Source organism: Crossiella cryophila, assembly GCF_014204915.1.
Lineage (GTDB): Bacteria > Actinomycetota > Actinomycetes > Mycobacteriales > Pseudonocardiaceae > Crossiella > Crossiella cryophila.
The window spans coordinates 3511831-3527656 of sequence record NZ_JACHMH010000001.1; the positions used below are offsets into that span (position 1 = coordinate 3511831).

Sequence of the window (15826 nt, forward strand, 5' to 3'; positions counted from 1 at the left end):
TGGGGGCTGAGGGCAGTGTCGAACGAAAACGAGCAGAAGCTCCTGGACTACCTCCGGCGGGCCACCGTGGATCTGCGCGACGCGCGGCGCCGGGTGGCCGAGCTGGAGTCCAGTGACCAGGAGCCGATCGCGATCATCGGCATGGCCTGCCGGTTCCCCGGCGGAGTCACCAGCCCCGAGCAACTCTGGGACCTGGTCGCGGCTGGCGGGGACGGCATCTCGCCGTTCCCCGTCAACCGCGGCTGGGACCTGGATGGCTTGTACGACCCCGATCCGGACCGTTCCGGCACCGCGTACGTGCGCGAAAGCGGGTTCCTGCACGAGGCCGACGAGTTCGACCCGGACTTCTTCGGCATCTCCCCGCGCGAGGCCCTGGCCATGGACCCCCAGCAGCGGCTGCTGCTGGAGACCTCCTGGGAGGCGTTCGAGCGGGCCGGGATCAACCCGGAATCCCTGCGTGGCAGCAAGACCGGCGTGTACGCGGGCCTGATGTACCACGACTACGCGCCCCGCATGCACGAGGTCCCGCCGGGCGTCGAGGGCTACCTCGCCACCGGCAGCTCCGGCAGCGTGGTCTCCGGCCGGGTCTCCTACACCCTTGGCCTGGAAGGGCCTTCGGTCACCATCGACACTGCCTGCTCCTCCTCACTCGTCGCACTGCACCTCGCGGTCCGCTCACTGCGCAAGGGTGAGACCAGCCTGGCGCTGGCCGGTGGCGTCGCGGTGATGGCCACCCCGGCCGCGTTCGTGGAGTTCTCCCGGCAGCGGGGCCTGGCCCCCGACGGCCGGTGCAAGTCCTTCGCCGCCGCCGCGGACGGCACGTCGTGGTCCGAGGGCGCGGGCATGATCCTGCTCGAAAAGCTCTCCGACGCGCAGCGCAACGGCCACCCGATCCTCGCCGTGGTGCGCGGCACCGCGGTCAACCAGGACGGCGCCAGCAGCGGACTGACCGCCCCCAACGGTCCCTCCCAGCAACGCGTGATCCGCCAGGCACTGGCCGACGCCGGACTCACCGCCGCCGACGTGGACGCGGTCGAGGCACACGGCACCGGCACCAAACTCGGCGATCCCATTGAGGCACAGGCACTGCTGGCCACCTACGGCCAGGAACACAACGACGAACTGCCGCTGTGGCTGGGCTCGCTCAAGTCCAACATCGGGCACACCCAGGCCGCGGCAGGTGCGGGCGGCATCATCAAGATGGTCATGGCCATGCGCCACGGTCTGCTGCCCAAAACCCTGCACGTGGACGAGCCCTCACCGCAGATCGACTGGTCCGCCGGTGCGGTCTCGCTGCTCACCGAGGCCCAGCCGTGGCCGGAGACCGGACGGCCACGCCGGTCCGCGGTGTCCAGCTTCGGCGTCTCCGGCACCAACGCGCACGCCGTGATCGAAGCCGCGCCGGAACCCGAACCCGTTGAGCGCTCGGCAGATCCGCAGGTGCTGCCCTGGCTGCTGTCCGCCCGCACCCCCGAGGCACTGCGCGAGACCGCCCGCCGACTTAAGTCCACTGTGGACGGTGAGTCGGACCTCTCGGTGCTCGACACCGCCTACTCGCTGGCCACCGGCCGCGGCGCCTTCGAGTACCGCGCCGTGGTCATCGCCGCCGAACGGGACGGCTTCAGCACCGCACTGCATGCCCTCGCCGAGGGCGGCAGCGCGTCGAACCTGGTGCAGGGCAACGCCCGCCCCAGCGACAAGGTCGCCTTCGTCTTCCCCGGCCAGGGCTCGCAGTGGGCCGGGATGGCCCTGGAACTGCTCGACTCCTCGCCGGTGTTCGCCGCCCGGATGACCGAATGCGCGGACGCGCTGGCCGAGTTCACCGACTGGTCCCTGCTGGATGTGTTGCGCGGCAAGGACGGCGCACCCACCCTGGACCGGGTCGACGTGGTGCAGCCCGCGCTGTGGGCGATGATGGTGTCCCTGGCCGCGGTGTGGGGCTCCTTCGGGGTCAACCCCTCCGCCGTGGTCGGCCACTCGCAGGGTGAGATCGCCGCCGCCGCGGTCTCCGGCGCACTGTCCCTTCAGGACGCCGCCCGGGTGGTGGCGTTGCGCAGCAAGGCGATCCGGGCGCTGGCCGGTAAGGGCGGCATGATGTCCGTGCCACTGCCGCGCACCGAGGTCGAGACCCGCATCGACCGCTGGGACGGCCGGATCTCGGTCGCCGCGGTCAACGGACCAGCCTCCGTGGTGGTCGCCGGTGAACCCGGCGCGCTGGACGAGCTGTTCGCCGAATGCGAGACCGAGGGCATCCGGGCCCGCAAGATCCCGGTGGACTACGCCTCGCACTCCGCCTACGTGGAGGAGATCCGGGACGACATCCTCCAGGTGCTCGCCCCGATCCAGCCGCGGTCCGCCGAGATCCCGTTCCACTCCACGGTGACCGGCGAGCTGCTCGACACCGCCGCGCTGGACGCCGAGTACTGGTACACCAACCTGCGCCAGACCGTCCGGTTCGAGGACACCGTGGGTGGCCTGGTCGAACAGGGCTACCGGTTCTTCATCGAGATGAGCCCGCACCCGGTGCTCACCGTCGGCGTGCAGGACACCGTGGACGCCGCGGGCAGCGAGGCCATCGTGGTCGGCTCGCTGCGCCGCGAGGAGGGCGGCCTCACCCGCTGCCTCACCTCGCTGGCCGAGGCCTACGTCGGCGGCCTGGAACTGGACTGGCAGGTCGTCTTCGCCAACTCCGGCGCCCGCCGCCGCGAACTGCCCACCTACCCGTTCCAGCGCAGGCGGTTCTGGCTGGAACCGCTCGCCCCGGCCGCCGCGGCCGACCCCGCCGACGCCGGATTCTGGGCCGCGGTGGACCGCGCCGACCTGGACGCGGTCACCGCCACCCTGTCCGTCGAAGGCAGCACCCCGCTCAGCGAGGTCCTGCCCGCGATGACCAGCTGGCGCCGCCAGCGCAAGGAACTCGCCGCGGTGGACGGCTGGCGCTACCGGGTCACTTGGACCCCGCTCAGCACCCCTACCGCCCCTACCCTGACCGGGAACTGGCTGCTCGCACACGCCGGTTCGGTGCCGGGTGGGCTGGTCGCCGCGCTCACCGCGCACGGCGCACAGGTCACCGAGATCGACATCCACGGCGACCGCGGCACCATCGCGGACACCCTGACCAGCGCGGGCATCGCCGAGGCCGCCGGACTGATCTCCGTGCTGGCTCTGGACGAGACCGCACACCCCGAGCACCCGGAGCTGAGCGCGGGCCTGGCCCGCACGCTGCAACTCACCCAGGCCCTCGGCGACACCGGAGCCGCCGCTCCGCTGTGGTGCCTGACCCGCGGCGCGGTCGGCATCGGCGGCACGGACACGCTCACCAGTCCGGTGCAGGCCCAGGTCTGGGGCTTCGGCCGGGTGGTCGCACTGGAACACCCCGCGCGCTGGGGCGGCCTGCTCGACCTGCCCGAGTCCCTCGACGAGCGCACCGGCGCACACCTGGCCGCCGCGCTGACCGGCGCCGATGACCAGGTCGCGCTCCGCCCGGCCGGACTCTTCGGCCGCCGCCTCACCCCGGCCCCGCTCACCGCCCAGCCCGCCCGCGGCTGGCAGCCCGGCCCGGCCGCGCTGGTCACCGGCGCCGCCGAACCCCTTGGCGCGGAGGCCGCCCGCTGGCTGGCGAGCCAGGGCGTCACCACGCTGGTACTGCCCGGCGCGGCCCCCGGCCTGGCCGAGGAGCTGGCCGAACTGGGGACGACCGCGCTGGTCACCACCCTGGACCAGCTCGCCGAAGTGCTCGTCGAACACCCCGTCAGCACCGTGCTGCACGCCCCGCCGGTGGTCGCACCGTCCGAAGTGGACAGTACTGACCTGGCCGGGTTCGCCGCCGTAGTCGCGGCCAAGACCGCCGACCTGCTCGCGGTCGAAGCCCTCGCCGTCGAGGCCGAGACGGTCATCTTCTTCTCCTCGGTCGCCGCGGTCTGGGGTGGTGGCAACCAGGGGGCTTACGCCGCCGGATCCGCCTACCTGGACGCGCTGGCCGAGTACCGGCGGGCCAACGGCCTGCCCGCCAACGTGATCGCCTGGAGCCCGTGGGACGGCGGTACCACCGTCGACGCCCTCGGCGAGCAGCTGCGCCGACGCGGGGTGCGCGCACTGGCCCCGGCCGCCGCGCTGACCGCGTTGCGCCAGGTGCTCGACCACGACGAGACCGCGGTGACCATCGCCGACATCGACTGGTCCCGCTTCCACCCCGGCTTCACCGCCGCCCGGCCCAGCCCGCTGCTGTCCGCACTGCCCCAGGTCGCCGAACTCCTGGCCGAGGCGGCCGAGGCCGAGCAGACCGGCTCCCCGCTGGCCCAGCGGCTGGCCGGACTGTCCGAAGCGGACCAGGCGCAGGCCGTGCTCGACCTGGTCCGGGCCCAGCTCGCCGCCGTGCTCGAACACCCCTCGCCGGAATCGGTCGACGTCAACCGGGCCTTCCGCGAACTCGGCTTCGACTCGCTGACCGCGGTCGACCTGCGCAACCGCCTCAACACCGCCACCGGGCTCAAGCTCCCGGCCACGCTGGTCTTCGACTACCCGACCGCCACGGTGCTCGCCGAGTTCCTGCGCGGCGAGATCATCGGGGTCAGCGCCGAGGCCGCGGCCAGCACGGTCGTGGTGCACGACGACGACCCGATCGCCATCGTGGGCATGGCCTGCCGCTTCCCCGGCGGCGTTGACAGCCCGGAAGCGTTGTGGCGCCTGGTCGCCGAGGGCGTGGACGCCATCTCCGGCTTCCCGGCCAACCGCGGCTGGGACCTGGACGGCCTCTACGACCCCGACCCGGAACGCACCGGCCGCTCCTACACCCGCGAGGGCGGCTTCCTGCACCAGGCCGACGAGTTCGACCCGTCCTTCTTCGGCATCTCCCCGCGCGAGGCCACCGCGATGGACCCGCAGCACCGGCTGCTGCTGGAAACCTCCTGGGAGGCATTCGAGCGGGCAGGCATCAACCCGGACTCCTTGCGCGGCAAGCCGGTCGGCGTGTTCGCCGGCACCAACGGCCAGCACTACGCGCCACTGCTGCTGGACGGTCCGGACAACTTCGACGGCTACCTGGCCATCGGCAACGGCGCGAGCATCCTCTCCGGCCGCATCTCCTACACCCTCGGCCTCGAAGGCCCGGCGATGACGGTGGACACCGCCTGCTCGGCCTCCCTGGTCGCACTGCACCTGGGCGCGCAGGCGCTGCGCAACGGCGAATGCTCCCTCGCACTGGCGGGCGGGGTCACGATCATGTCCACCCCGGACATGTTCTTCGAGTTCAGCAGGCAGCGTGGACTGGCAAGGGACGGCCGGTCCAAGGCCTTCGCGGCCGCCGCGGACGGCTTCGCCCTCGCCGAGGGCGCCGGCATGCTGGTGCTCGAACGACTCTCCGACGCCCGCCGCAACGGACACCCGGTGCTGGCCCTGGTTCGTGGCAGCGCGGTGAACCAGGACGGCGCCTCCAACGGTCTGACCGCGCCGAACGGCCCCGCCCAGCAGCGGGTCATCCGGCAGGCGCTGGCCAGCGCCGGGCTGTCCGCCCGGCAGGTCGAGGTGGTCGAGGCACACGGCACCGGCACCACGCTTGGTGACCCGATCGAGGCGCAGGCCCTGCTCGCGACCTACGGGCAGGACCGGGAAACCCCGCTGTGGCTGGGATCCCTCAAGTCCAACATCGGGCACACCCAGGCCGCCGCGGGCATCGCGGGCGTGATGAAGATGGTCCTGGCCATGCGGCACGGCCTGCTGCCCAAGACCCTGCACGTGGACGCGCCGTCCCCGCAGATCGACTGGTCCGCCGGTGCGGTCTCCCTGCTCACCGAGGCCCAGGACTGGCCCAGCAACGGAGAACCGCGGCGTGCTGGTGTGTCCAGCTTCGGCATGAGCGGCACCAACGCGCACGCCATCCTGGAGGAAGCCCCCGCCGAGGACTCCGCCGAGCACTCCACAGTGGACGGTCCGCAGTCCTGGCCCCTCGCTGCCCGCACCCCGGAAGCCCTGCGCGGCCAGGCCGAACGCCTGCTCGACTTCCTGGACAACCACCCCGGCTCGGCACCGGTGGACGTGGCCCGCTCGCTGGTCGAGCAGCGCGGCGGGTTCGAGCACCGCGCCGTGCTGGTGGCCACCGAACGCGCCGACTTCCGGGCCGCGCTCGCCGCCCTGGCCCAGGACGAGCCCTCCGGCGCCCTGGTCCAGGGCCTGGCGGGGGCCCCGGGCAAGGTCGCGTTCGTCTTCCCCGGACAGGGTTCGCAGTGGCTGGGCATGGCCCTGGACCTCGCCGAGGCCGAACCGGTGTTCGCCGAGCGACTGGCCGACTGCGCTGCCGCGCTGGCCGAGTTCACCGACTGGGACCTCTTCGAGGTGTTGCGCGGCAACGGCCCCGGCTTCGACCGGGTCGACGTGGTGCAGCCCGCGCTGTGGGCGGTCATGGTCTCCCTGGCCGCACTCTGGCGCTCCTACGGCGTCGAACCCGCCGCGGTGATCGGCCACTCGCAGGGTGAGATCGCCGCCGCCGCCGTCTCCGGCGCACTGTCGCTGCGGGACGCGGCCAAGGTGGTCGCGCTGCGCAGCCTGGCCATCCGGGCCCTGGCCGGCAAGGGCGGCATGATGTCCGTGCCACTGCCCATCGCCGAGGTCGAAGAGCGCCTCACCCGCTGGGACGGCCGGATCTCGGTGGCCGCGGTCAACGGGCCCACCGCGATCGTGGTCGCCGGTGACCCCGAAGCCCTGGACGAACTGTTCGCCGAGTGCGAGTCCGAGGGCATCCGGGCCCGCAAGATCCCGGTGGACTACGCCTCGCACTCCGCGCACGTCGAACAGATCCGCGACGAGCTGCTCACCGTCCTCAGTGGACTCGACCCGCGCAGCTCCGAGATCCCGTTCCACTCCACGGTGACCGGCGAGCTGATCGACACCGTCGCGCTGGACGCCGAGTACTGGTACACCAACCTGCGCCGGACCGTCCGGTTCGAGGAGGTCGTGCGCGGACTCGCCGGGCAGGGCTTCACCGCGTTCGTGGAGACCAGCCCGCACCCGGTACTCACCTTCGGCCTCAACGAGATCCTCGGCGAGCAGGGCGTGGCCACCGGATCCCTGCGTCGCGAGGACGGTGGCCTGGAACGGTTCCTGCTGTCCCTGGCCGAACTCCAGGTCCGCGGCCACCGGATCGACCTCACCCCGCGCATCGCCGACGGCCGCCTGCTCACCCTGCCCACCTACGCCTTCCAGCGGCAGCGCTACTGGCCGCGACCGGGCTCCGGCCGGGCCGGTGACGCCGGGTCGATCGGCCTGCACAACGCCGACCACCCGCTGCTCGGCGCGGCCGTCGCCCTGGCCGACAGCGACGGCTTCCTGTTCACCGGCAGGCTCTCGCTGCAAACCCACCCGTGGCTGGCCGACCACGCCGTGTCCGGCACGATCCTGTTGCCCGGCACCGCCTTCGTCGAACTCGCCGGACACGCCGGGGACGCGGTCGGCTGCCGCCGCCTGGACGAACTGACCCTGGAAGCCCCGCTGCTGCTGCCCGCCACCGGCGGCGTGGCCGTGCAACTCGTGCTCGGCGCCCCCGACCACGCGGGCACCCGCACGCTCACCCTGCACTCCCGCCCGGACTCCGCCGACCCGGACCAGCCGTGGACCCGGCACGCCAGCGGCCTGCTCGGCACCACCGAGAGCCCGGCGGAGAGCCTCACCACCTGGCCGCCGACCGGGGCCACCCCGATCCCGGTCGAGGACATCTACCAGCGCTTCGCCGACCGCGGCTACGAGTACGGCCCCGCCTTCCAGGGCCTGCGCGCGGCCTGGCGCACCGACACCGAGGTCTACGCCGAGGTCGCCCTGCCACAGGCCGAGGACGCGGGCCGCTACGGCCTGCACCCGGCACTGCTGGACGCGGCCGTGCAGGCCATCGGCCTCGGCGACTTCTTCGCCGACCCGGAAACCCCGCGGCTCCCGTTCGCCTGGAACGGCTTCACCCTGCACGCCGAGGGTGCCACCGCACTCCGGGTCCGCCTCTCCGCCGCCGGGGAGGACGCGATCAGCATCACCGTCGCCGACCCCACCGGCGCCCCGGTCGCCGCGGTGGAATCCCTGCAGCTGCGCCAGGTCAGCGCCGACGCACTCGCCACCAGGGACACCAGCCTGGACCACCTGTTCCGGCTGGAGTGGACAGTCCTCAGTGGACTCACCGCACCCGATGAGCCAAGCCCGGTCGCGGTACTGGGCCGGGACGACCTCAAGGTCGGCTCCGCACTGGCCAGCAGCGGCAGCACGGTCACCAGTCACCTCGACCTGACCGACCTGGCCGAGCACGCACCCGAGCTGACCCTGGTCGCCTTCCCCGCGATCAACGGCCCGCGCACCGAGGCCACCCACGCGGCCACCCGCCGCGCCCTGGAACTCGTGCAGGGCTGGCTGGCCCAGGACGCCCTCGCCGACGCCCGCCTGGTCGTGGTGACCAGGGGCGCGGTCGCCGCCCAGTCCGGGGAGGACGTCACCGACCTGGCAGGCGCCGCGGTCTGGGGACTGCTCCGTTCGGCCCAGTCCGAGAACCCCGGCCGCTTCCAGCTGCTGGACCTGGACGAGGCCGACGACTCCTACGCCGCCTTGCCCGCCGCCCTGCACTCCGGCGAACCCCAACTCGCCCTGCGTGCCGGGCACACCCACGCCTTCCGGCTGGCCAGGGCCACCAGCACCGACGCGCTGATCGCACCTGCCGGCGCGGACGCCTGGCGCCTGGACGTGGCCGGTGAGGGCACCCTGGAGAACCTCGCCCTGCTGCCCTGCCCCGAGGTCCTCGAACCCCTGGGCGAGGGCCAGGTCCGGATCGCCATCCACGCCGCGGGCCTCAACTTCCGCGACGTGCTGATCGGCCTGGGCATGTACCCGGACAAGGCGCTCATGGGCACCGAGGGCGCGGGCGTGATCACCGAGGTCGGCCCCGGCGTCACCGATCTCCGGCCAGGGGACCGGGTGATGGGCCTGCTGGCCGGTGCCTTCGGCCCCTACGTGGTCGCCGACCAGCGCCTGGTCACGAAGATCCCGGCGGACTGGAGCTTCGAGACCGCCGCCTCCGTGCCGGTGGTCTTCCTCACCGCCTACTACGCCCTGCACGACCTCGCCGGCCTCAAATCCGGCGAGAAGGTGCTCGTGCACGCCGCCGCCGGTGGCGTGGGCATGGCCGCCGTGCAACTCGCCAGGCACTGGGGCGCCGAGGTCTTCGGCACCGCCAGCACCGGCAAGTGGGACACCCTGCGCGCCCTCGGCCTGGCCGAGGACCACATCGCCAACTCCCGCACCCTCGACTTCGAGGCCGAGTTCGGCGCGGTCACCGGCGGTAGGGGTGTCGATGTGGTGCTGGACTCGCTGGCCAGGGAGTTCGTGGACGCCTCGCTGCGGCTGCTGCCCGGCGGCGGCCGGTTCGTGGAGATGGGCAAGACCGATGTCCGCGACGCCGACCTGGTCGCCGTCGACCACCCGGGTGTGACCTACCGCGCCTTCGACCTCACCGACGCGGGCGAGGACCGGATCGCGGCTATCTTCGCCGCACTGCGACCCCTGTTCGAGCAGGGGGTGCTGCGACCGCTGCCGGTGCGCACCTGGGACCTGCGCCGGGCCAAGGACGCCTACCGCTTCCTCAGCCAGGCCAAGCACGTCGGCAAGCTGGTGCTCACCATCCCGCGCGGCCTGCGCACCGAGGGCACCGTGCTCATCACCGGCGGCACCGGCACCCTGGGTGCGCTGCTGGCCCGGCACCTGGTCACCCGGCACGGCGTCAAGCACCTGTTGCTCACCAGCCGTCGCGGCCTGGACACACCCGGTGCCAACGAGTTGGCCGCGCGGATCAGAGAACTTGGCGCATCCGTTCGCATCGAAAACTGTGATGCCGCCGACCGGAAGTCGTTGGCAGCACTGCTGGACAGCGTCCCGGCGGCACATCCCCTCACCGGTGTGATCCACGCCGCAGGGGTGCTGGACGACGGCGTGGTGTCCGCGCTCACCCCCGAGCGGCTGGCGAAGGTGTTGCGGCCCAAGGTGGACGCCGCGATCAACCTGCACGAGCTGACCTCCGGCCTGGACGCCTTCGTGCTGTTCTCCTCCGCCTCGGCCACCTTCGGCGGGGCCGGTCAGGCCAACTACGCCGCTGCCAACGCCTTCCTGGACGGCCTGGCCGCCCACCGGCGCGCACAAGGGGTACCCGGACAGGCCCTGGCCTGGGGTTTGTGGGCGCAGGCCAGTGGCATGACCGGCCATCTGGACGAGGCCGAACTGGGGCGGATGGCCCGATCGGGCATGACCCCCCTGTCTTCAGAACAGGGGTTGGCGCTGCTCGACGCCGGACTTAACTTTGACGAGGCGGTGCTGGTGCCGATGGGCCTGGACACCGCGGTCCTGCGACAGACGGGATCCGTGCCCACCCTGCTCACGGGGCTGGTGCGGAACCCGGCGCGGAGGACCGCGGAGGCCGGATCGGCGACCGCCGGAGTGTCTGCCCTGGTGCAGCGGCTGACCGGGCTCCCCGCGGCGGAGCGGGACCGGGCACTGCTGGACCTGGTGCGGGGCAACGTCGCCACCGTACTCGGACACGCCGGGCCGGACGCGGTGACAGCCGACCGGGCTTTCAAGGAGCTTGGTTTCGACTCGCTCACCGCGGTCGAACTGCGGAACCGGTTGAACGCGGCCACAGGGCTGCGCTTGCCGGCCACGCTGGTCTTCGACTACCCGACCCCACTCGCGCTCGCGGAACTCCTGCGAGCCGAACTCCTGCCCGACGAGCCTGCCGCGGCCCCGCTGCTGGCCGAACTCGAACGGCTGGAGGCGGCACTGGCCATGGTGGCGCCCGCGGACATCTCCGCGATCGCCCCCCGGCTCAAGGCGTTGGCGGCCAGGTGGGTCACCGGGCCGGAAGAGGACACGGAGGCAATCGAGTCCGCCTCCGATGACGACCTGTTCGACTTCATCGACAAGGAGTTCGGACAGTCCGATTAGGACGGACTCGCGGAGTACGAAAACTGGGGATGGGCTTGATGTCGAACGAAGAGAAGCTCCGCGAGTACCTCAAGCGGGTCACCACCGACCTGCACCGCACCACCAAGAAGCTCCGAGAGGTCGAGGAGGCCGGGCACGAGCCCGTCGCCATCATCGGCATGAGCTGCCGCCTGCCCGGCGGGGTCGACAGTCCGGAATCCCTGTGGGACCTCGTCTCCACTGGCGGTGACGCGGTCGGCGGGTTCCCCGCCGACCGCGGGTGGGACGTGGAAGGGCGTTACGACGCCGACCCGGACAACCTGGGCACCTACTACGCCCGCGAGGCCGGATTCGTCTACGACGCGGGCAAGTTCGACGCCGGCTTCTTCGGCATCTCGCCGCGGGAAGCCCTCGCGATGGACCCGCAGCAGCGGCTGATCCTGGAAGCCTCCTGGGAGGCATTCGAGCGCTCGGGCATCGACCCGAACTCCCTGCGCGGCAGCCGGACCGGGGTGTTCAGCGGAGCGTGGTTCTCCGGTTACACCCCGGGTCTGGACCAGTCCCCGCAGCACCTGGAGGGCCACCTGCTCTCCGGCGCGGCCACCAGCTTCGTCTCCGGCCGGGTCGCCTACACCCTCGGCCTTGAGGGCCCGGCCCTCACCGTGGACACCGCCTGCTCCTCCTCGCTGGTCGCCCTGCACCTGGCGGTCAAGGCGTTGCGCAACAACGAATGCGGGCTCGCGCTCACCGGCGGCGTCACCGTGATGTCCAGCCTCAACTCGCTGGTCGAGTTCTCCCGGCAGGGCGGACTCGCCGCCGACGGCCGCTGCAAGCCGTTCTCCGCCGCGGCCGACGGCTTCGGTTTCGCCGAGGGCGTTGGCATGCTGGTGCTGGAACGGCTCTCCGACGCCCAGCGCAACGGCCACCAGATCCTCGCGGTCATCCGCGGCACCGCGATCAACCAGGACGGCGCCTCCAACGGCCTCACCGCGCCCAACGGCCCGTCCCAGCGCCGGGTCATCGCCGAGGCACTCGGCGACGCCCGCCTCACCCCGGCCCAGGTCGACGTGGTCGAGGCACACGGCACCGGCACCTCGCTCGGCGACCCGATCGAGGCCCAGGCCCTGCTCGCCACCTACGGCCAGGACCGCGACCGTCCACTGTGGCTCGGCTCGGTCAAGTCCAACATCGGGCACACCCAGGCCGCCGCGGGCGTCGCCGGTGTGATCAAGATGGTCATGGCGATGCGCAACGGGGTGCTGCCGCAGACCCTGCACGTGGACGAGCCCTCCCCGCACGTGGACTGGTCCGCCGGTTCGGTCTCGCTGCTCACCGAGAGCCTGGACTGGCCGGACACCGGGCAGCCGCGCCGTGCCGGGGTGTCCTCCTTCGGCATGAGCGGCACCAACGCGCACACCATCCTGGAACAGGCCCCGGCCGTCGAAACCGTTGCGGCCGAACCGGTCGCGACCACCGTGTCGCCGATCCTGCTCGCCGCCCGCGGCGCCGACGCCCTGCGCGGCCAGGCCGAGCGCCTGCTGTCCTTCGTGGACAACAACCCCGGCGTCTCCCTGAACGACCTCGGCTTCTCCCTGGCCGCCACCCGCAGCCGGTTCGACCACCGCGCGCTGCTGGCCACCGGCGACCGGGACGCACTGCGCGCCGGACTCGGCGCCCTCGCTGCGAACATGCCCGACAACGCACTGGTGCAGGGTGTGTCCGGAGTGGACGGCCGGATCGTCTTCGTCTTCCCCGGCCAGGGCTCGCAGTGGCAGGGCATGGCCCTCGAACTCCTCGACACCGCCCCGGTCTTCGCCGACCGGCTCACCGACTGTGCCCAGGCCCTGGCCGAGTTCACCGACTGGGATCTCCTGGAAGTCCTGCGCGGCAACGGCCCCGGCTTCGACCGGGTCGACGTCGTGCAGCCCGCACTGTGGGCCGTGATGGTCTCCCTGGCCGCGCTCTGGCGCTCCTACGGCGTCGAACCCGCCGCGGTCGTCGGCCACTCCCAGGGTGAGATCGCCGCCGCCGCCGTCTCCGGCGCGCTCTCGCTCCGCGACGCCGCCAAGGTGGTCGCGTTGCGCAGCAAGGCGATCCGCGCGCTGGCCGGTAAGGGCGGCATGATGTCGGTCGCGCTCTCCGGCGACCAGGCCGCCGACCGGCTGGCCCGCTGGGACGGCAGGATCTCGGTCGCCGCGCACAACGGCCCCGCCTCGGTGGTGGTCGCCGGTGACCCGGACGCCCTGGACGAGCTGTTCGCCGACTGCGAGGCCAATGACATCCGGGTGCGCAAGATCCCGGTGGACTACGCCTCGCACTCCGCGCACGTGGAAACCATCCGCACCGAACTCCTCGACGTCCTCAGTGGACTGGAGCCGAAGACCGCGGACATCCCCTTCTACTCCACCGTCACCGCGGCCGTCATCGACACCGCGAAGCTGGACGGCGAGTACTGGTACACCAACCTGCGCCAGACCGTGCGTTTCGCCGAGACCACCCGGCTGCTCGCCCAGGACGGCTTCCGCTTCTTCGTCGAGGCCAGCCCGCACCCGGTGCTCACCTTCGGCGTGCAGGAAACCCTAACCGACCTGGAAGCCGTCGCGGTCGGTTCGCTGCGCCGTGAGCAGGGCGGCCTGGACCGGTTCCTGCTCTCCCTCGGTGAGGCCGAGACCCGCGGCCTGCCGGTCGACCTGAGCCCGGCTTTCCCCGGCGCGCAGCGGATCGACCTGCCCACCTACGCCTTCCAGGGCCGCTGGTACTGGCTCGAACCCGAGCACACCGCCGTGGCCGCCGACCCGGCCGACGCCGAGTTCTGGACCGCGGTGGAGAACGAGGACCTGGACGGCCTGGCCGGCACCCTGGGCACCGGCACCGAGTCGCTCAGCGGCGTGCTGCCCGCACTGACCGCCTGGCGCAGGCAGCGCCGCGAACAGTCCACTGTGGACGGCTGGCGGTACCGGGTCACCTGGCAGCAGCTGACCGAACCGGCCGCCGCGCCGCTGACCGGCACCTGGCTCCTGGTTCTCCCCGAACAGAACCACCCCTTGACCACCGCGGTTTCGGCCGCACTGCGCGCTCGTGGCGCCGACGTCGCCGAGCTGGTGCTCGACCGCGTTGACCGCGCCGGGCTCGCCCAGCAGCTCGCCACCCTGCCCGTGGCGCCCAGCGGGGTTCTCTCCCTGCTGGGCCTGGACACCTCGGCCCACCCCGAGGTGTCCAGGGGGCTGCGACTGACCGTCACCCTCACCCAGGCCCTCGGCGACGCCGCCGTCGACGCTCCACTGTGGACCGTCACCAGTGGCGCGGTCGGCACCGGACCGGCCGACCCGGTCCGCGAACCGGTGGCCGCCCAGGTCTGGGGCTTCGGCCGGGTCGCCGCACTCGAACACGCCCGCCGCTGGGGCGGCCTGATCGACCTGCCCGGCAACGCCGACGAACAGGCCATCCACCGCCTCACCGCGCTGCTGGCCGGTGCGGGGGAGGAGGACCAGCTCGCGGTGCGCGCCAACGGCATCCTGGCCCGCCGCCTGGCGCACGCCCCGCGCGGCGCCACCAAACGCGAGTGGCAGCCCACCGGGACCGTGCTGGTCACCGGCGGCACCGGCGCGATCGGCGCCCAGGTGGCCCGCTGGCTGGCCCGCAACGGCGCCGACCACCTGGTGCTCACCAGCCGCCGCGGCCCGGAGGCCCCCGGCGCGCTCGAACTCGCCGCCGAACTCGGCGAGCTGGGCGCCAAGGCATCCATCGAGGCATGCGACATCAGCGACCGCGAAGCCGTGCGCGAGCTGCTCGCCCGGCACCCGGTCACCGCGATCATGCACGTGGCCGGCGTCCCGCAGGCCACCGCCGTCACCGACACCACCCAGGACGAACTGGCCGAGGTCACCGCGGTCAAGATCGCCGGAGCCGCGCACCTGGCCGAGTTCGCAGGCGACCTGGACGCCTTCGTGCTGTTCTCCTCCAACTCCGGGGTCTGGGGCAGCGCCGGGCACACCGGCTACGCCGCGGGCAACGCCTACCTGGACGCCCTCGCCCAGCACCGCCGCGCACAGGGCAAGCCCGCGCTCGCGGTGGCCTGGGGCGCCTGGGCCGAAGGCGGCATGGCCGAGGGCGACGCGGGGGAGCAGTTGCGCCGCCGCGGCATCCTGGAAATGCGCCCCGACCTGGCCATCGCCGCCCTGCAGCGGGCCATGGACGAGGACGAGACCGTCATCGCCATCGCGGACATGGACTGGACCAAGTTCGCACCCACCTTCACCTCGGTCCGCCCCAGCCCGCTGCTGGGCGAGTTGCCCGAGGTCAAGGCCCTGCTCGCCGAGACCGAACCGGAGACCGATTCCGGCCTGGCCCAGCGACTCGCCACCGCCTCCCCGCTGGAGCAGCGGCGCGCGCTGGTCGACCTGGTGCGCACCCAGGTGGCCGGGGTGCTCGGCCATGACACCGGCGAGGCGGTGGACCCCGGCCGCGCCTTCCGCGAACTGGGCTTCGACTCGCTGACCGCGGTGGAACTGCGCAACCGGCTCACCGCGGCCACCGGCCTGCGGCTGCCCGCCACCCTGGCCTTCGACCACCCCACGCCCACCGTGCTCGCCGAGTTCCTGCGCGCCGAGCTGTTCCCCGCGGTCGAGGGCGCCGACGAGTCCGAAACGCGGATCCGGGCCGCCCTGGCCGCCCTTCCGCTGTCCCGAATCCGGGACGCCGGCCTGCTGGACGCGTTGCTGCGCCTGGCCGACGGCGACCCCAGTGCAGTTGAGTCCACTGTGGACGAAGGCGAGACCATCGACGAGATGGACGCCGACGACCTGGTGCGCCTGGCCCTGCAGGGCTCCGACTCCTGACCTGACCGAGCTTGTGGAGACCATGATGGCTACCCCGACCGACAAGGTCGTCG

2 protein-coding genes and 1 pseudogene are annotated in these 15826 nt (G+C 72.6%); all 3 read left to right on the plus strand.

The annotated features are described in order from the left end of the window. Positions 1-15 precede the first annotated feature (15 nt). Positions 16-99, plus strand: a pseudogene (locus HNR67_RS46835) (polyketide synthase docking domain-containing protein); the annotation flags it as partial. After that, on the plus strand, positions 94-10956 hold the full coding sequence (locus HNR67_RS46840) for a type I polyketide synthase (protein WP_456064363.1): 10863 nt from the start codon (positions 94-96) through the stop codon (positions 10954-10956). The pseudogene HNR67_RS46835 and the gene HNR67_RS46840, both read left to right, overlap by 6 nt. Before the next feature lie 23 nt (positions 10957-10979). After that, complete coding sequence (locus tag HNR67_RS16175; protein WP_456064364.1) at positions 10980-15773, plus strand: type I polyketide synthase; 4794 nt, start codon at positions 10980-10982, stop codon at positions 15771-15773. Positions 15774-15826 lie beyond the last annotated feature (53 nt).